The 15967-nt window shown below is 64.5% G+C and carries 19 protein-coding genes; 4 read left to right on the top strand and 15 right to left on the bottom strand.

From position 1 onward, the window contains the following. Positions 1 to 44 precede the first annotated feature (44 nt). Entirely contained in the window at positions 45 to 584 is a 540-nt protein-coding gene (locus AC0YKC_RS00275; protein WP_488509066.1) for an Lrp/AsnC family transcriptional regulator, read from the top strand. Here AC0YKC_RS00275 and AC0YKC_RS00270 read toward each other — a convergent pair. Together AC0YKC_RS00270 and AC0YKC_RS00265 are read right to left on the bottom strand one after the other, a co-directional pair. Beyond that, positions 581 to 1084, bottom strand: coding sequence for a hypothetical protein (locus AC0YKC_RS00270; RefSeq protein WP_488509064.1), 504 nt, complete (start codon positions 1082 to 1084; stop codon positions 581 to 583). The genes AC0YKC_RS00275 and AC0YKC_RS00270 overlap by 4 nt on opposite strands. A 74-nt stretch (positions 1085 to 1158) precedes the next feature. After that, entirely contained in the window at positions 1159 to 2004 is an 846-nt protein-coding gene (locus AC0YKC_RS00265) for a class I SAM-dependent methyltransferase (protein WP_488509062.1), read from the bottom strand. Positions 2005 to 2088: 84 nt separating this feature from the next. Between AC0YKC_RS00265 and AC0YKC_RS00260 the strand changes: the two genes are divergently transcribed. Continuing rightward, the gene (locus AC0YKC_RS00260; RefSeq protein WP_488509060.1) at positions 2089 to 3042 is read left to right on the top strand and encodes a LysR family transcriptional regulator; all 954 of its coding nucleotides are present in this window, start codon (positions 2089 to 2091) and stop codon (positions 3040 to 3042) included. Positions 3043 to 3121: 79 nt separating this feature from the next. Here AC0YKC_RS00260 and AC0YKC_RS00255 read toward each other — a convergent pair whose 3' ends face one another. The 3 genes from AC0YKC_RS00255 to AC0YKC_RS00245 all read right to left on the bottom strand — a co-directional run bounded on the left by AC0YKC_RS00255 (position 3122) and on the right by AC0YKC_RS00245 (position 4536). Next, positions 3122 to 3313, bottom strand: coding sequence for a hypothetical protein (locus AC0YKC_RS00255; protein ID WP_320294545.1), 192 nt, complete (start codon positions 3311 to 3313; stop codon positions 3122 to 3124). Next, entirely contained in the window at positions 3300 to 3635 is a 336-nt protein-coding gene (locus tag AC0YKC_RS00250; protein ID WP_320294544.1) for a hypothetical protein, read from the bottom strand. Before AC0YKC_RS00250 ends, AC0YKC_RS00255 begins: the two co-directional genes overlap by 14 nt. Positions 3636 to 3702: 67 nt before the next feature. After that, on the bottom strand, positions 3703 to 4536 hold the full coding sequence (locus AC0YKC_RS00245) for a helix-turn-helix transcriptional regulator (RefSeq protein WP_488509057.1): 834 nt from the start codon (positions 4534 to 4536) through the stop codon (positions 3703 to 3705). A gap of 97 nt (positions 4537 to 4633) precedes the next feature. Between AC0YKC_RS00245 and AC0YKC_RS00240 the strand changes: the two genes are divergently transcribed. Next, a complete protein-coding gene (locus AC0YKC_RS00240; RefSeq protein ID WP_488509055.1) occupies positions 4634 to 5536 on the top strand; it encodes an SDR family oxidoreductase in 903 nt (300 codons plus the stop codon). Positions 5537 to 5553: 17 nt separating this feature from the next. Here AC0YKC_RS00240 and AC0YKC_RS00235 read toward each other — a convergent pair whose 3' ends face one another. From AC0YKC_RS00235 to AC0YKC_RS00200, 8 genes are all read right to left on the bottom strand, one after another. Further along, positions 5554 to 6279 carry a GntR family transcriptional regulator gene (locus AC0YKC_RS00235; protein ID WP_320294541.1) on the bottom strand — a complete coding sequence of 242 codons (726 nt, stop codon included), beginning with the start codon at positions 6277 to 6279 and terminating at the stop codon, positions 5554 to 5556. Positions 6280 to 6394: 115 nt separating this feature from the next. Further along, the gene (locus tag AC0YKC_RS00230) at positions 6395 to 7126 is read right to left on the bottom strand and encodes an aspartate/glutamate racemase family protein (RefSeq protein ID WP_488509053.1); all 732 of its coding nucleotides are present in this window, start codon (positions 7124 to 7126) and stop codon (positions 6395 to 6397) included. Positions 7127 to 7137: 11 nt separating this feature from the next. Beyond that, positions 7138 to 7860 (bottom strand): ABC transporter ATP-binding protein, encoded by a 723-nt coding sequence (locus AC0YKC_RS00225; protein WP_320294539.1) that lies wholly within the window; start codon positions 7858 to 7860, stop codon positions 7138 to 7140. Next, positions 7857 to 8636, bottom strand: a complete 780-nt coding sequence (locus AC0YKC_RS00220) for an ABC transporter ATP-binding protein (protein ID WP_320294538.1) — start codon at positions 8634 to 8636, stop codon at positions 7857 to 7859. The genes AC0YKC_RS00225 and AC0YKC_RS00220 overlap by 4 nt, the downstream gene beginning before the upstream one ends. A gap of 3 nt (positions 8637 to 8639) precedes the next feature. Then, positions 8640 to 9620 (bottom strand): branched-chain amino acid ABC transporter permease, encoded by a 981-nt coding sequence (locus AC0YKC_RS00215; RefSeq protein ID WP_434721528.1) that lies wholly within the window; start codon positions 9618 to 9620, stop codon positions 8640 to 8642. 7 nt (positions 9621 to 9627) lie between these two features. Beyond that, positions 9628 to 10494 (bottom strand): branched-chain amino acid ABC transporter permease, encoded by an 867-nt coding sequence (locus AC0YKC_RS00210; RefSeq protein ID WP_112095129.1) that lies wholly within the window; start codon positions 10492 to 10494, stop codon positions 9628 to 9630. Between the two features lie 81 nt (positions 10495 to 10575). Further along, positions 10576 to 11778 carry an ABC transporter substrate-binding protein gene (locus AC0YKC_RS00205; RefSeq protein WP_320294536.1) on the bottom strand — a complete coding sequence of 401 codons (1203 nt, stop codon included), beginning with the start codon at positions 11776 to 11778 and terminating at the stop codon, positions 10576 to 10578. Positions 11779 to 12070: 292 nt separating this feature from the next. Continuing rightward, entirely contained in the window at positions 12071 to 12340 is a 270-nt protein-coding gene (locus AC0YKC_RS00200; protein WP_430699230.1) for a hypothetical protein, read from the bottom strand. 313 nt (positions 12341 to 12653) lie between these two features. Here AC0YKC_RS00200 and AC0YKC_RS00195 point away from each other — a divergent pair, with 313 nt between their 5' ends. Then, positions 12654 to 14153 carry an HAL/PAL/TAL family ammonia-lyase gene (locus AC0YKC_RS00195; RefSeq protein ID WP_488509048.1) on the top strand — a complete coding sequence of 500 codons (1500 nt, stop codon included), beginning with the start codon at positions 12654 to 12656 and terminating at the stop codon, positions 14151 to 14153. 70 nt (positions 14154 to 14223) lie between these two features. Here the strand turns inward: AC0YKC_RS00195 and AC0YKC_RS00190 are convergent, their stop codons facing one another. Together AC0YKC_RS00190 and AC0YKC_RS00185 are read right to left on the bottom strand one after the other, a co-directional pair. Continuing rightward, on the bottom strand, positions 14224 to 14991 hold the full coding sequence (locus AC0YKC_RS00190; protein WP_488509046.1) for an SDR family NAD(P)-dependent oxidoreductase: 768 nt from the start codon (positions 14989 to 14991) through the stop codon (positions 14224 to 14226). Continuing rightward, entirely contained in the window at positions 14988 to 15953 is a 966-nt protein-coding gene (locus AC0YKC_RS00185; RefSeq protein ID WP_488509044.1) for a carbohydrate kinase family protein, read from the bottom strand. The genes AC0YKC_RS00190 and AC0YKC_RS00185 overlap by 4 nt, the downstream gene beginning before the upstream one ends. Between the last annotated feature and the right edge of the window lie 14 nt (positions 15954 to 15967).

The following is a 15967-nucleotide window of genomic DNA, read 5'->3' as shown; positions in this document are numbered from 1 at the left end:
TCATAATGGCCGAACTAAATTCCGCATCAATGGAGAATTTCCATATGGGCGCAGAAACAGATGACATTCAGCGGAACAAGCATCCGACCCGTGAGGTCGACCCAATCGACCGAAAGATATTAGGCGTTCTCGTCGAGGACGCGACCATCAGCTATGCCGACCTCGGCGAGCGCGTCGGCCTGTCGCCGCCAGCGGCGCATGAGCGGGTCAAGCGGCTGAAGCGCAGCGGCGCCATCCGAGCCACATCGGCGATCATCGATCCGCGAGCGGTGAAGAAGCCGCTGCTTGCCTTCGTGCATATCGACACCAGGGGCTGGGGCAAGACGCCGGAGCTGATGGCGGTCTCCAAATATCCGGAGGTCGAGGAGATCCACACGGTCGCCGGCGACACCTGCATGCTGCTCAAGGTGCGCACCGAGGACACTCGGGCACTGGAAGGATTGCTGGCCCGCCTCTATGACACGCCCGGCGTGACCTCGACGCGCAGCTATGTGGTGCTGTCGACCTATCTCGAGCGTCCGGTGCAGCCGGAGATCACGAGTGAATGGCCGGCACCGAAGCACATGGCAAACCCAATGTATTAGGTCGCCGCCAACTGATGGCGCCTGGAACGCGCCAGCAGGTAGAACGCCGCGACATGCGTGATCATCAAAAGCGGCACGTAGAGGATCGGGATCGCGTAGGTCGCGCCCAACTGCCCGGCATGGCCGGGGAGGTCGAGCACGGTGCCGTGATAATAGTCGCCGACAAGGTCGACCACGCCAACAAGGTTGAAAGCGACGACAAGCGGCCAGAAAATCGCGGGCCTCGCCACCGCAAGCAGCGCCAGCATGGCGAGCAAGCCGGTCGCGAAATCGCCATAGGCGGCAAAACCGGCAAAGCCGGCGGGCAGGTCCGGTCCCACGACGCCCGGGATGAGGAAGACGAGCCCGAAGAAGCGGAAGCTATGCAGCGTAGCGATGGCGCGCTGCGCTTCTATCGGCTCCATCGACCTCAGCCTTGGCCAGATATAGACGGCGAAGCAAAGCAGCCATGGCACGTAGCCCAGCCCGAGATGGATGTTAAGGATCATCGCTGGTGACATTTTCGCCTCCTAATTGTCAGTTCCTTGCGCAATTCCGGACGGAAGGCTACGGCGAAGTCGCCGAGCGTGACCGCTCACACTTTTCCTGGAATTGCTCCGTTGACAGGGACGGCTTCGAACACCGCGGTGAGGATGCCGAGCCGGTCTTGCATCAGATTGCGCCCGAGATTGGTTGTGGGTTCGGCGAACCCCTGCCCCATGATCACGCCGAGATTGAGCGGCGGCGGGCCCGAGGCACGGAGCTCGGCGAACCAGGCCTTGGCGGCGGCCGTGTCGTCACGGCGGACGAGCGTGCCGAAGCCGGCGGCTTCGATTGCCGCGCAGGTCGCGTCGGCCGGCAGCAAAAAACTTTCGCCGGGCGTCTTCGCCCACGGAACAGGATAGAGCGGATCGCCGCCGTTGAGCACGACGTCGAAGGTCGCGAATTTTCCGCCCGGCTTCAGCACGCGCCTGATCTCGCGATAGAGCAGCGAACGATCGGCGATGTTCATCGCCACATGCTGCAAAAGCGCGGCGTCGAAACTGGCGTCTTCGAAAGGCAGCGCCAGCGCGCTGCCGGTTTCGAACGACACTTTGCCGCCCTGCCCGGTTCGTGTGGTCAGGTAGCGCGCGGCCTCGACGAAGGGTTCGCTGAGGTCGACGCCGGTTACCTTGCAGCCATAGGTCGCCTCGAGGAAGCGAGCCGGCCCGCCGACGCCAGATCCGACGTCCAGCACCGACATGTCGGCGTCGATGACGGCCAGATTGGCGAGCTCGGCCGTCGCGGCCAGCCCACGGGTGTGGAACTGGTCGAGCGTAGCCAGTTGCTCGGGCTTCAGACGCCGTTCTTCCGATCCAAAGACCGCCAGCGCGGTCTTCAACCGATCGGTCAGGCCGGTCGCGCGGTAGTGATCGCGCACGCGATCGAGTTCATCGGTCATTGCCACTTCCTTTCAGGCTTCCGGGTCACAGCAGAGATACGACCGCTTTCAGCCGGAAACTATCCGCGATAATGTCGATGGGTCATGAAGCAGAACTTCACAGTCAGGCACGGCGCGCTCGATGGTGTCGAGGCGTTCTTGAGCGTGGCCAGGCACCGCAATTTCCGCAAGGCGGCGGCCGAGCTCGCGGTTACCCCGTCAGCGATCAGTCAGGCGATACGCACGCTTGAGGCGCGCATCGGCGCGGCGCTCTTCATCCGCACCACGCGCAGCGTCGGCCTGACCGAAGCCGGCGAGCGTTTTTTCGCGCGCGCCCGACCGGCCTTCGAGGAACTGATCGCCGCGAGCGAGATCGCGCGCGGCATGGGCCAGCGGCCGGCCGGGCAGTTGCGCCTTTCGGTGCCGCCGGCCGTTGTGCCGGTGCTGCTGGAGCCGATGATCGCCTCCTTCTGCCAGGCCTATCCCGAGATCGAGTTGGAGATCGTCGCCAGCGGCGAACTGGCCGACCTCGCCGCCGAAGGGTTCGACGCCGGCATCCGCATGGTCGACCTGGTCGCGCCCGACATGGTCGCGGTCCGGCTGACACCGTCCTTCCCGATGGCGGTCGTCGGCAGTCCCGACTATCTGCGCCGGCGCGCGGCACCTGAGCGCATCGAGGATCTGCGCGACCATGCCTGCCTGCGCATGCGCCGCTCGAACGGCTCGGTCGCGCCCTGGTCCTTTGTCGATGGCAACAAGACCGTCGAGGCGATCGTCTCGGGACCACTGATTGCGCACGACTATCCGTCGCTTCTCGGCGCGGCGATCCAGGGTGTCGGGCTGGCGCAGGTGCCAGGCCCTATTGCCGAAACGCCCATCGCCGACGGGCGCCTGCAGGCGCTGCTAGTCCGCTTCGCGGTGACCACGCCGGGCGTATTTCTCTACTACCCCGAACGGCACCAGGTGCTGCCCAAGCTGAGGGCTTTCATCGACCACATCAGGCAACCGGGCGGCGTTGATGCTTCCCCGAAGCGATCGGGCAAACGGCCGCAAAGCTGACGCTTCACATCTGGCGCTTCACTGGGCTGGATGCATCTGCGGATATTCGAGCTGCATGGCGACGAAATCCGTGGTGCGGCTACGGCTCGAAGCCGCGCGAATGGCGGTGGGGACCAGCAACGCGCCGCTCGACCATATCGCCGAGCACAGCGGTTTCGGCGATGCCGGGCGCATGCGCCGTGCTTTCGTGCGGGAGCTTCAGCCAGCCGCTGCAGGCGCTGAGGCGCGCGGCGACACGGAGGTAGTTCTCGCGCGCGCTATTCTCTCGCATGCCAGGAAAGGAACCTGCTTATCTCTTCCCGTTTGTCTTGCGACAAACCGACAAGGAGCTTCTCGTCGAGATACCCATCCCGGATAAGACTGCCAAAGACAACGATTAGCTGCGAGTAGCGATAGTCGAACATCTGCTCAAGGTTTCGCCGTTGCTGTCGCAGATGGTCTTCGATCTCCCACATGTCGGAAAACGTCGCCGCGTCGCTGGCCTTCCTTTTGAATTCGGCCAGTGTCTTGCTTAGCGCCACCTCCAGCGCCTTATCGAATGCGCTGCGGGCGACCTTCTTCTCGGACGAAGACCATTTCATATCGAAGCTCATGCAATACCTCCCTGGTTCTGCGGCCCAATCTCGGGCGCTCCGCGAAGCAAAGACAACGGACACGCCACTAGCCGGAGCGGGACGCGATCAGCGACTGAATCCGCTCGGCGTCCGCGCGCGTGACCGGATTGTAGACGATCATGCCGAGCTCGGGCCGGCCGTCGACCGCAAAGACCGAGAACTCCAGCTCGATCAGTCCGATCTCGGGATGCCGCAGGCGCTTCACGCCCTCGCCATGGGCCGCAACGATGTCATTGTCGCGCCACAGCGCCTCGAATTCCGGACTGATCCGGCAAAGCTCTTCGACGAGCTGGGTGATTTCCGCGCCTGCGCCCGCCCTCGTGGCATCCGCCCTGAAGGATCCGACCACGAAGCGGGCGACGCTCTGCCAATCGTCCTGCGCGTCGCGCACGCGCGAGTTCCCAAACATCAAGCGCAGGATGTTGCGCTGTTCGCGCGGCAGCTTGGAATAGTCGGTCAGCATCGCGGCCGCGGCACGGTTCCAGGCAACCACGTCCCAGGTTGCGGTCTTGATGATGGCGGGGCTCGGGTCCAAGGCGTCGAGCACGCGCTGCAGGCGCGGCGTCACGCTGTCGACGTTCCTGTAGCGGACTTCCGGCGGTCGCCCGAGGCCCAGCATGAACAAATGCTCGCGCTCGGGCTCTGTCAGCATCAGTCCGGTCGCGATGCGGTTCAGCACGTCGGCGGACGGCGCGCCGCCCCTGCCCTGCTCCAGCCAAGTGTACCAGGTCGGGCTGATATTGGCGCGCTGCGCCACCTCCTCGCGGCGCAGCCCCTGCGTGCGCCGCCGCCCCGGGACGAAGCCGAAGGCGACCGGGTCGAGGCGCATGCGGCGATCCCGCAGGAAATTGCCGAGCTTGTTGACGGTCTGCGCAGGCATGACGATCCTGTTGATTATTATACCATGATAAAGTCACTACTTTAACAGGATGATTTATAGCGCGAGAAGGGCCTCCGAACAACAGAGGAGATCCCCCATGCGTGTATTCCTTACCGGCGCGACCGGTTTCATTGGTTCCAGGATCGTGCCCGAACTTCTTGCCGCCGGGCACCATGTGCTCGGCCTGACCCGCTCCGAAGCCGGTGCGCGGTCGCTTACGGCGGCTGGCGCCGAGCCCCATCGCGGCGACATCGAAGATCTCGATAGCCTGCGCGACGGCGCGGCGAAGTCGGATGCGGTGATCCACACCGCCTTCGACCACAACTTTGCGAACTTCGTCGCCAATTGCGAGAAGGACAAGCGCGTCATCGAAGCGCTGGGCGGGGCGCTCGCAGGCTCGGACCGGCTGCTCATCATCACGTCGGGTGTGGGCATGGGTTCGGGCGAGCACGGGCAGCCCGCGAGAGAAGACATCTTCAACACCGAACACCGCAATCCGCGCATCCTGTCCGAGCTCACCGGCGCGGCGATGGCCGAGAAGGGCGTCAAAGTATCGGTGGTGCGGCTGCCGCAGGTGCATGACACGGTGAAGCAGGGCCTGATCACCCCGCTCATCGAGATCACCCGCACCAAGGGCGTGTCGGCCTATCTTGGCGAGGGCCGCAACCGGTGGTCGGCAGGACACGTGCTCGATGTCGCCAAGCTCTACCGCCTGGCGCTGGACAAGCAGGAAGCCGGCGTGCGCTACAACGCCGTCGCGGAGGAAGGCATCGCCATGCGCGAGATCGCGGAAGTGATCGGCGCCGGCCTCAACGTGCCGGTGGTCTCGCTGTCGCAGGAAGAAGCAGCCGATCATTTCGGATGGCTTTCCATCTTCGCCGGCCTCGATATGCCGGCCTCGAGCGAATGGACGCGTGCGCATCTCGGCTGGCAGCCGACCGGACCCGGCCTGATCGCCGACCTCGAACGGATGGATTATTCGCAGGCGGCCGCGGCCTAGCCATATCCTCCGGCGGTTCAGCGACCCGGCTGGACCGCCGTCTGCAGCAGGTCCGCCAGGCTGTCAGACTTTTCGACCTTGTCGGTGAGATCGAGCCCGGACAAAAGGTCGACCAGATGGCTGTTCATCAGGGCGGCCGCGTCGGCGCTATCGCCGGCCTCGATCGCATCGACCAACGCATGGTGGGCGTGCTTCTCGCAGGTGGCGTCGCGACGCTTCCAGTAAAGCGCGATGATCAGCGAGGAGTGCGAGACGAGGTCGCGCACGAAGTTGGTGAACACCGAATGCGCGGCGATCTCGGCGATGCCGACATGGAAGCGCGCCGACAGCATGATGGCGTCGCTGTCGCGGCCGTCATGCAGCGCCTCGTGCTCCTTTTCGAGATGCTGTCTCAGTTGCGCGATGTCGGATGGCACCGCGGCTCTGGCGGCGAGTGCCGCCACCTTGGGCTCGATCAGCGCCCTCGCCTCGAACACTTCGCGCGCCTCGATCTTCGAGGGCTGCGCGACGAAGGCGCCGCGATTGGGCTCGAGCCGGGCCAGCCGGTCATGCGCGAGTGCCTGCAAGGCGGCGCGAACGACGGTGCGGCTCACCGAATAGATCGAGGCGAGTTCGTCCTCCGGCAGCTTGGTGCCCGGCGCGAGGCGATGGCTGACGATGGCATCCCTCAACCCATAATAGATCGGCGACCAGCGCGCTGCGGGCCTGTCGTCTCGATCTTCTTCCTTGAGGACTGTCAGCATGCTCTTCAACGCGCAGGCGCAACACGCCTGATTTGCCTCCACCGGTAGAGGTGAGTTCAATCTAATATGGCTTGCGCGAGGGTCAATCCCGGCGCCGGTCGTACAGGATCTCCTCTCAGCCGGTCGGCGACAGCGAGGCGAAAACGCCCGAAAAGAGCTTGCCACGAGGCGCGGCGTAGCCACCGATCTTCGACGTCTTCAAGCCTACCTTGAACAGGCTCTCGGCCAGCGTGACGGCGCAAACGACGCCGTCAAGCACCGGAACGCCATGCTCCTCGGACAGGCTGTGCGCAAGGTCGGCCATGCCGGCGCAGCCGAGCACGATCGCCTCGGCATGATCCTCGCGGATGGCGCGCGCGATCTCCTGCGAAATCCTGTGTCTTGCATTCGAGCCCGGACGTTCGAGCTCGAGCACGGCGACTTCCGACGAGCGCACCTTGGCGCAGCGCGAGGCGAGGCCGTATTTCGCCAGATTGTGCTCGATCGCCGGCACCGAGCGGGCAAGCGTGGTGACGACGCTGAATTTGCCTGCGACAAGGCTCGCCATATGGAACGCCGCCTCGCCGATACCGATGACGGGAGCCTCGGTGGCACAGCGCGCCGCGTCCAGCCCGGTGTCGTCGAAGCAGGCGATAACGTAAGCATCCGCCGCCGGCGCCTTGCCCATCTCGGCGATGATGCCCGGAATGGCGAAGACCTCGTCGAAATAGCCCTCGATGCTCGGCGGGCCGTCGGCCGGATTGACGGCGACGATCTCCGTCGCGCCGGAGGCGACGCTTGCCGCCGCCTCGCCGATCTTGGCGGTCATCGATTCGGTGGTGTTGGGATTGATGACGAGAATGCGCATTCCAATCAGCCTCAGATCTCGCCGCCGAGATAAAGACGCTTGACCCGGTCGTCGGCCAGCAATTCGGCGGAGTTGCCGCTCAGCGCGACGCTGCCGGTGGTCAGCGCATAGGCGCGCTGCGAGATGCGCAGCGCCATGCGCGAATTCTGCTCGACCAGCAGCACGCTGACCTTCTCGTCGCGGTTGATGGCGACGATCGAGCGGGCGATGTCTTGGACGAGTTTGGGCGCGACGCCGAGCGAAGGCTCGTCGAGCAGCAAGAGCTTCGGTTTCGCCATCAGCGCGCGGCCGATGACCAGCATCTGCTGTTCGCCGCCGCTCATCGTGCCGGCGGCCTGCGAGAAGCGCTCCTTCAGCCGGGGAAACCGCCCCAGCACCATCTCCATCGACGCCGCTATCTCGGTCTTGCTGGTGCGCGTGAAGGCGCCCATCAGCAGGTTGTCCCTGACCGACATGTAAGGAAATACGCGGCGCCCTTCGGGCACCATGGCGATGCCCATCTTGACGATCTCGTCGGGCGCGGCGCCATCGATGCGCTTGCCGCCATAGTGGATCTCGCCGGACCTGATCTTGCGCAAGCCGGTGATGGCGCGAAGGATCGACGACTTGCCGGCGCCGTTGGCGCCGATCAGCGCGACGGTCTCGCCCTCGTTGACCTCGAGCGAGACGCCTTTCAGCGCGTAGACGTGGTCGTAGTAGAGCTCGACATTGGCGAAGTTCAGGATCTGGTTCATAGGCCGATCGCCTCGTCTTCGCTGCCGAGATAGGCTTCGATCACCTTCTCATCGGCCTGGATTTCCGACGGCGTTCCCTCGGCGATCTTCTGCCCGAAATTGAGCACGACGAGCCGGTCGGAGATCTTCATGACGGCCGGCATGTCGTGCTCGACCAGCAGGATGGTCAGGCCGCGCTCGCGCAGGCGCCGCACCATTTCCACCATGCGCATGGTCTCGTCGTGGTTCATGCCGGCGAAGGGCTCGTCGAGCAACAGGATGGACGGGTTGGTGGCAAGGCCGATGGCGATGCCCAGCGCCCGCAAATGCCCGTGCGGCAGGTTGCGGGCGGTCTCATTGGCGAGCGAGGAGAGGCCGAGCAGCGCGAGGATCTCGTCGGCCGATTGGCCGAAGGCCGCTTCGTCGGCCTTCGCCGCGCCGGTGCCGAGGAAGAAGCCGAAGAGGCTCGCCTTCGAGCGCAGATGGTGCGCGATGATGACGTTGTCGCGCACGCTCATGTTCTTGAAGATCGTCGTCTCCTGGAAGGTGCGCACGACGCCCCTGCGGGCGGCGATGTGCGGGGCGAGACCCGATATGCGCTCGCCCTTCAGGCGCACCTCGCCCGTCGTAGGCTTGAGGAACGACGAGATCAGCTTGAACAAAGTCGACTTGCCGGCGCCGTTCGGACCGATGACCGACAGGATCTCCTTTTCGCGCACCGAGAAGGAGACGTTGTTGACCGCGACGAGACCGCCGAAGCGCTTGGTGATGCCGGAGACTTCGAGCATTTCGGCCATGGCTCAACCCTTCTTCCGGGTCATTTCGGCAAGGCTGAGTATGCCGTTTGGCAGCACCAGCATCAGGACGATCATCAGGCCGGAATAGATGAGCAACTGGAACTGGCCGGTCTGGAACAGAAGATCCCAGCCGAAATAAAGCACCAGCGTGCCGAGCATCGGACCGAACACGTAACCCAGGCCACCGAGGAAGCAGTTCAGCATGAAGTTGACGGAATCGGTGACGGTGAAGCTCGACGGGTAGATCGACTGCGAGATGGCGGCGAAGATGGCGCCGGAAACGCCGCCGAAGAAGGACGAGACGGCATAGGCGATGACGCGGAGATAAGCGATGTTGACGCCGATCGAGGACGCAAGCTCCTCATTCTGCTGCAGCGACTGGCAGAGTTTGCCGATGCGCGAATTGACCAGCCGGTACATGACCGCGAAGCAGACCACCATCAGCGTGACCGCCAACAGGTAGAAGGCAAGCCGCGAATTCTGCAGCGTGGCGAAGTCGGGGATCAGCGTGATGCCGAAGACCGAGAGCGCACCTGGCAGCGGGATGCTGACGATGCCTTTGGCGCCGTTGGTGATCGGCAGCGCCAGCGCAAGCAGGCGCGCCACCTCGGTCAGCACCAGCGTGACCATGGCGAAATAGACGCCGCGCAGGCGCAGGATCGGCAGGCCGATCAGCACGCTGGCACCGGCGCAGAACAGACCCGCGACCGGGAGCGTCAGCCAGAACGACCAGCCATGGTTCATGACCAGTATGGCCGAAACATAACCGCCCGTCAGCGCGTAGGCGCCCTGGCCGATGTTGATGCGGCCGATATAGAAGGTGAGCCAGACACCGGCGCTGGCGATGCTGAGCAATGCCACCGAGGTCAGCGTGTAATAGAGGTCGAAGCGGCCGCTCGACGAGATCGCGGCCGGCACGACGACAAAGACGATCGCGAGAAAGGCGACGACGGCGGCGATCCTGGTGTTGCGATTGAGGGTCATGGCGCGATCAACCCCACGGCTTGCCCATCAGCCCGTTCGGACGGACCGACAGGAACACCATCAGGGCGGCGAAGATCACGAGGTAGGTCACGTCGCCATATTCGCGCAGCACGGTAAGGCCGACCGACTCCATCATGCCGAGGATGAAGCCGCCGGCGATCGCGCCCCCGACGACGCCGGCGCCGCCGATCATCACCATCAGGAAGGCCTTGATCGAGATCGGCCCGCCAATGCCGGAATTGACGCCGGTGATGGTGACCAGCAGCCCGCCGACGACGCCGGCCAGCATCGCGCCCATGGCGAAGCCGATCATCGAATAGCGGTCGACCCTGACACCCATCAGCTGGGCGGCGACGCGGTCCTGGGCGAGCGCCCGCATGGCGCGCCCGACCCGGCTGTACTGCATGTACAGCACGAAAGCGGCGATGAAGACGATGGCGAGCGCGCCGACGACCAGCCGGTCGTAAGGCATGATGATGCCGGCATCGTTGAAGACGCCCTTGACGATCTTGGGAACGCCGCGCTGCTTTTCGCCGAAGAGGAGCAGGATGACGGCGTCGAAGAAGAAAGCCGTCGCCGCGGCGAGCAGCATCGTGCTTTCCTCGCGATGACTGCGCCTGATGACGGTGCGGAAGAGGAATTTCTCCATCAGCGCGCCGATGACGGCGAGCGTCACGCCGGAGGCGAGCAACGCCACCACGAAAGGCAGGCCGAGCTGGCCGTAGACGGTGTAGGTTATGAACCCGCCCAGCACATACATCTGGCCGTGGGCGAAATTGAGCACGTTCATCAGGGCGAAGATCAGGGTGAGCCCCAGCGCGATCAGCGCGTATTGGGCACCGAGATACAATCCGTTGGCGATGACCTGTTCCATGGATACCTTCGATCTCCCGCGGGGTCCGGCCTATCGACCGGCCCCGCGGCAAGCTTGAGGAATTGACGCTCGAAGGTAACGCTAGTCGACGGAGCCGACGAACAGGGTCTGGAAAGCGCCATCCTTGTATTCGTTGACCACCATCGGCACCGACAACTGGCGCTTCTGGCCGAAGGACGTCATGCCGACATAGCCCAGCTTGGCGTCGCCCTTGAGGAAAGGATTGGGCGCGGTGAAGGTGTCCATGGTCTTCTTGAATTCGGCGACGTCGTTGATGGCCGCCGGATTGGCCTTCAGCGTGTCGAGAATGTATTCCAACGCGTAGACCTTGGTGTTGGACTCGTCGTTGTATTCGCCGAACATCTTGGTGTAGCGGGTGACGAACTCTTTCATCGTGTCGGAGGCAATCTCTGGCGTGGAAGCCCCGCCGACGGAGATGAAGCCGTTGGCGTATTCGCCGGCGCCTTCTTCCAGAACCTTGGCGTCCTGGGCGGTTTCGGTCGAGATCAGGCCTTCATAGCCGAGCTCGCGGGCAGCGCGGATGAGCAGCGGCGCGTTGGCCGGCGCTACGCCGGACAGCACCAGCAGGTCGGGCTTCAGCGCCACGATCGGCGTCAGCACCGGCGTGAAGTCGCGGGTGTCGTTCTGGTAGGTGTCGTTCTGGGCGACGATCTCGAGGCCCAGCGCCTTGGCCGCCTCGACGCCGCCGTCGCGCTGGCTGAGCGGATCGGATTCGTTGGCGGCGACAAAGGCGATCTTCTTCACGCCCTTGTTTTCCTTGAGATATTTATAGATCGCCGGACCGGATTGGTAGTTGGCGATCATGCCGAGCACGGCATTCGAAGCCGGCTTCTGGTAGAGCGCCTTGGGGAAAGCGTAGGGGAAATAAATGATGCCGTTGGCCTCGGCGACGGGGCGCACAGCGGCGGCGCCGTCATCGACATTCGGGCCGACGACATAGTGGACGCCCTCCTGCGCCATCTTTTCCATGCCGGCGATGGCGCGCTTGGGGTCCTTCTGGTCGTCGAAGGTGACGATGTTGATGTTGTAGGTGTCATTGCCGATCTTGACGCCGCCGGTCTCGTTGAGCCAGGCGGCGCGGGTCTGCATCGAGCGTACGTTCGAGGTGCCCCAGGCGGCGGCCGGACCGCTGGTGACGCCGACGAAGCCGATCTTCAGTTCCTTGTTTTCAGCCTGCGCGGACGAAATGCCGACAGCGGCAATGGCCAGGGTCGAGACGGCGCCGAGCGCCATTGATTTCAGAGTCGAGCGACGGTTGATCATATCGGTAGTTCCCCTTGGTTATCGCGCTTTGTGTTTTGCTCGTAGGCTGCGCGTATAGCGTAAGGGAAACCGGCCGGCGTCGATTGTCAACATCTTTCTTCAACATTGTATACAATATCTGGGCCGAATGTGCGCGATGGCCCGCCAACCATAACAAGATCAGCGTTCAAAGGGGGCCAGGTCTCGTCAACGGCAGCCACCCCAGCGACTGCGATAGGGTCGCAGGAACCATAAACGCAAAGGTGGCCGAGGCCTGTCGAAAGCCGGCTCCGGAGGAATGCCGCCGGGAATCCTACTTCCCGCAATAGTGATCGTTGATGTCGTTCACCGCATTCGCGTCCGGCCCGACGCGGTGATACGAGCAGGCCCCCGCCGGCGTGGTGGACATTTGCTGGTCGTAGTAGCGCGGACCGCCGAACAGCGTGTCGATGATGTCGTCACTGGCCGGAACATAACGCTCATGCTCGGTGACGCGGTGACGATGTTCGCCGGCGGAAGCCCGGCCGACCATCACGGCTGCCGCGGCAAGCATGAGCGCGGCGATTGCAAAATGTTTCGTCATAGCAGCGACCTTCCGGCAATTTGGATTTGCAGCATATCCAAAATCGCCAGCGGAGCAAAAGTTCCCACACGGGCGGGTCCGCACACCGCTGACAGTCATGGTCGGTTCCTTTCGTTGCTTCCGACCTCAAGACGAGCGAGGCTTGACCTCGTGGGACATCGACGCGGGAAATTTTGTCTGTCGAGCCCCCTATCCGGATCGCCGAAAAATAACGGCAATCGCGACGGCGGATTTTCGACAATGGCGGGCTCCGATGCCGGATATCCTGCATTCGTTCGGCCACCAGCCCGGAGGCCAAAGGAATAGCCGCGAGATGACAGCCAGAGTGATCGTCCTCGACGCCAAGCCGCTAAGCGCAGGCGATGTCGCCGAGATCGCGCGGCGCAATGCCCGGCTCGTGCTTGGCGAGCAAGCCATGCGCCGCATCCGCGCAAGCCGCGCCCTCATCGAGCATCTCACCCAGCTCGGCAAGCCGCTCTATGGCGTCACCACCGGGCTTGGCGCCTGTGTCGACACGCCGCTGGCGCAAGCCGACCTGATCGCCTTCCAGCACAGCGTGCCGCTCAGCCACTCGATGGGCGCCGGCCCGTCGCTGTCGACCGAGGCTGTGCGGGCGCTGCTGGTCGCACGCATCTGCGGCATGGCCGCGGGCGGCACCGGCACCTCGGAAGGCGTCGTCATGGGCCTGATCGCAGCGCTTAACGCCGGCGTTCATCCGGTCATTCCGAGTTGGGGATCGGTGGGCGCCGCGGATCTCGCGCCGCTCGGCCATCTGGCGCGGGCGCTGCGCGGCGATGGCGAGACGGAATATCAAGGCCGGATCATGCCGTCGGCCGAGGCATTGAAGCTCGCCGGACTCGAACCGCTCGACCTGCGCGAGAAGGACGGCCACGCCATCATCGTCGCCAACAGCCTTTCGACCGGAACGGCGTGCCTGGCGCTCGAAGAAGTTGCGTGCCTGATCGACTGGTCGCTGGCGGCGGTGGCGCTGAATTACGAGGCATTCCGCTCGTCGCTCAAGGCCATCGACGAGGATGCGCTGGCGGCGCGGCCGGCCTTCGGCCAGGTCGAGATCGGCGCAAGGCTGCGGGCCGAGCTTTCAGGCTCCGGGCTGTGGCAGGAGAATGCCGCGCGGCGGCTGCAGGATCCGCTCAGCTTCCGCTGCGTGCCGCAAGTGTGGGGCGGCCTGCTCCACGCCTATGAGCAGGCGAAGCTGGCGACGGAGATCGAGCTTGGCCATTCCGGCGACAATCCCGTTATCCTGCCCGAGGCGGAGCGGGTCGTCTCCAACGGCAATTTCGACCTGACCGCATTCACGCTGACCTGGGAAAACCTCGGCCAGGCGCTGGCGCATTGCGCGGTCGGCACCGCCAACCGCTCGATGAAGCTGATGTCGCCGACGGTGGCGGAACTGCCGCGCTTCCTGTCGGCCAGAGGCGGCAGCCGCCAGGGCTATGCGGAACTGCAGAAGCCGGTCGCGGCGCTCGAAGCGGAAATCCGGCACCTCGCCAATCCGATGTCGCTCAGCCCCCTGGCCATCTCGGATGGTGTCGAGGACCAGTCGTCGATGGCGCCGCGCGTCGTGGCCAAGACGGCAGGGATCGTCGAGCGCCTGCGCTATCTGGTGGCGATGGAGCTGATCTTCGCCGCCACAGGCGTCGAGCTGCGCGGCGTGCTGGACAACATGGGCGAAGGCCCGCGGCGCAGCTATGAAGCCGTTCGGGCGCTGGTCGCCCCGCTCGACGACGACCGCGAGATGAGCGCCGACATGGCGCGGGTGGCGCGCATGGTGGCGGGGCCGCGGCTGCTGTAGAGCGGGCCAAGAGGCCCGCTGCAACCGCACTTCCCTTCACACGAAGGTACTCTTCGGGGCGCCCTGAGCCTCAGTGGTAGTAGATGCCGCCGTCGACGTTGAGCGCCTGGCCGGTGACGAAGGCCGAGAGATCCGAGGCGAAGAACAGCACCGGGCCGACGACATCCTCGGGCGCGCCGAGGCGCTTCAGCGCGGCGACGTCCTCCCAGTGGCGGATCGCGGCTTCGCTGCCCAGATTGTTCTTGCCCATCTCGGTCAGGATGATGCCGGGGCAGATCGCGTTGACGGTGACGCCGTCCATGCCGACCTCCTGCGCCAGGACACGCGTCAGCGTGATCACCACCGCCTTGGTCGCGGCGTAGTGGCCCTGCGTCGGCACGCCCTGCCGGCCGGCGATCGAGGCGATGTTGATGACCCGGCCCGACTTCCTGGCGCGCATATGCGGCAGCACCGCCTGGCACATCATCAGCACGCCCTTGGCGTTGATATCGAAATGCGCATCCCAATTGGCTTCGTCGAGATCCTGCAGCAGGCTGGGCTTCAGGATGCCGGCATTGTTGACCAGCACGTCGATGCTGCCCGCCGCCTCGAGCACGGCCTGCGCGGTCGCCTCGATGTCCTTCTTCTTGCTGACATCCATCGTGTAGACATAGGCCTTGCGGCCGGCCGCCTCGATCTCGCCCTTGGTGACGTCGAGCTCGGCCGCCTGCGACGGCAGATCGGTGACGGCGACATCGAAGCCCGCTTCGGCAAGCCCTTTCGCGAGCGCCCTGCCGATGCCACGGCTGGCGCCGGTCACGAGAGCCGTCTTGCCCTTGGCCTCAGAGAGAATGGTCATGCTGCTTCCACCTTTGATGTCTTGACCGAGAGCGAGTTCATCGCCGCGATCGTGTCGTCGAATGAAACGAGTTTGCCGTCGGAGCCGAGCCCCATCGCCACCTTGGCGGCGACCGCGCTGGCAAAGCGCGCGGACTGCTTCAGATCCCAACCCTTGACGATGCCGACGATGATGCCGGCTGTGAAGGAATCGCCGCAGCCTGTCGTGTCGAAGACTTCGACCTCGAAGGCCGGTAGATGGAAATCCTCGCCATGCTCGGGCGAGACATAGACGCCGCCGGCGCCAAGGGTGAGGATGCAGTTCTTCACGCCCCTCGCCTTGAAGAAGGCGGCGACGCGGGCCGGATCGCGGTCATGCGCCATCTCGCCGGCCTCGTCGATGCTCGGCACGAAATAGTCGATGTAGGGCAGGCACGGCTCGACCAGCTTCCATGTCTCCGGCGTCGCCTGGATGAGGTCGAAAGTGGTGACGCGGCCAAGTTCCTTGGCGCGTTTCAAAAGCCGCACCGTCGGCTCGCCGTCGAAACGCTTCAGCAGGCCGGTGCCGCCGACATGGACGACGGTTGCATCAAGGGCAGCATCAAGATCGGCATCGGCGACGTCAAACAAGGTGGCCGTACCGGGCACATGCAAGGCGGGACGCTCGCCGTTCGGCCGCACCGGCAGGATGGTGGACGAGGTCTGGAGGCTGCCGTCGCGGCGCACGAGGCTCGTCTCCAGGCCGTATTTCTTGAGCTTGGCGAGGAACCAGTCGCCCATGTCGTCGGTGCCGAGCGTGGTGACGGCGCGGGTCTTCAGCCCGAGGATGGCGCAGTCCATGCCGGTCGCGCCGGCCGTGCCGGCAACGGTCATGCGGATCTCCTCGATATAGTCGGCGCGGCCGCCTTCGGGGATGCGAGAGACTGGACGTCCGAGGATGTCGAGGACGTAGAAGCCGATCGAGCTGACGTCGAATTGGGGCATGGCTGACTTAACCT

Source organism: Mesorhizobium sp. CNPSo 4661, from assembly GCF_057784215.1.
Note: the sequence above shows the minus strand (reverse complement) of the source record. Positions and strands in the feature narration are given on the sequence as shown.

What these genes read in the sequence shown, in the direction of transcription:
- AC0YKC_RS00230 (WP_488509053.1), bottom strand. Translation starts at nt 7,126, where the DNA reads ATGCGCATTCTCGTCATCAATCCCAACACCACCGAATCGATGACCGCC.
- AC0YKC_RS00250 (WP_320294544.1), bottom strand. Translation starts at nt 3,635, where the DNA reads ATGAGCTTCGATATGAAATGGTCTTCGTCCGAGAAGAAGGTCGCCCGC.
- AC0YKC_RS00185 (WP_488509044.1), bottom strand. Translation starts at nt 15,953, where the DNA reads ATGCCCCAATTCGACGTCAGCTCGATCGGCTTCTACGTCCTCGACATC.
- AC0YKC_RS00265 (WP_488509062.1), bottom strand. Translation starts at nt 2,004, where the DNA reads ATGACCGATGAACTCGATCGCGTGCGCGATCACTACCGCGCGACCGGC.
- AC0YKC_RS00215 (WP_434721528.1), bottom strand. Translation starts at nt 9,620, where the DNA reads ATGACCCTCAATCGCAACACCAGGATCGCCGCCGTCGTCGCCTTTCTC.
- AC0YKC_RS00255 (WP_320294545.1), bottom strand. Translation starts at nt 3,313, where the DNA reads ATGCGAGAGAATAGCGCGCGCGAGAACTACCTCCGTGTCGCCGCGCGC.
- AC0YKC_RS00205 (WP_320294536.1), bottom strand. Translation starts at nt 11,778, where the DNA reads ATGATCAACCGTCGCTCGACTCTGAAATCAATGGCGCTCGGCGCCGTC.
- AC0YKC_RS00235 (WP_320294541.1), bottom strand. Translation starts at nt 6,279, where the DNA reads ATGCTGACAGTCCTCAAGGAAGAAGATCGAGACGACAGGCCCGCAGCG.
- AC0YKC_RS00270 (WP_488509064.1), bottom strand. Translation starts at nt 1,084, where the DNA reads ATGTCACCAGCGATGATCCTTAACATCCATCTCGGGCTGGGCTACGTG.
- AC0YKC_RS00210 (WP_112095129.1), bottom strand. Translation starts at nt 10,494, where the DNA reads ATGGAACAGGTCATCGCCAACGGATTGTATCTCGGTGCCCAATACGCG.
- AC0YKC_RS00190 (WP_488509046.1), bottom strand. Translation starts at nt 14,991, where the DNA reads ATGACCATTCTCTCTGAGGCCAAGGGCAAGACGGCTCTCGTGACCGGC.
- AC0YKC_RS00220 (WP_320294538.1), bottom strand. Translation starts at nt 8,636, where the DNA reads ATGGCCGAAATGCTCGAAGTCTCCGGCATCACCAAGCGCTTCGGCGGT.
- AC0YKC_RS00240 (WP_488509055.1), top strand. Translation starts at nt 4,634, where the DNA reads ATGCGTGTATTCCTTACCGGCGCGACCGGTTTCATTGGTTCCAGGATC.
- AC0YKC_RS00245 (WP_488509057.1), bottom strand. Translation starts at nt 4,536, where the DNA reads ATGCCTGCGCAGACCGTCAACAAGCTCGGCAATTTCCTGCGGGATCGC.
- AC0YKC_RS00275 (WP_488509066.1), top strand. Translation starts at nt 45, where the DNA reads ATGGGCGCAGAAACAGATGACATTCAGCGGAACAAGCATCCGACCCGT.
- AC0YKC_RS00200 (WP_430699230.1), bottom strand. Translation starts at nt 12,340, where the DNA reads ATGACGAAACATTTTGCAATCGCCGCGCTCATGCTTGCCGCGGCAGCC.
- AC0YKC_RS00195 (WP_488509048.1), top strand. Translation starts at nt 12,654, where the DNA reads ATGACAGCCAGAGTGATCGTCCTCGACGCCAAGCCGCTAAGCGCAGGC.
- AC0YKC_RS00260 (WP_488509060.1), top strand. Translation starts at nt 2,089, where the DNA reads ATGAAGCAGAACTTCACAGTCAGGCACGGCGCGCTCGATGGTGTCGAG.
- AC0YKC_RS00225 (WP_320294539.1), bottom strand. Translation starts at nt 7,860, where the DNA reads ATGAACCAGATCCTGAACTTCGCCAATGTCGAGCTCTACTACGACCAC.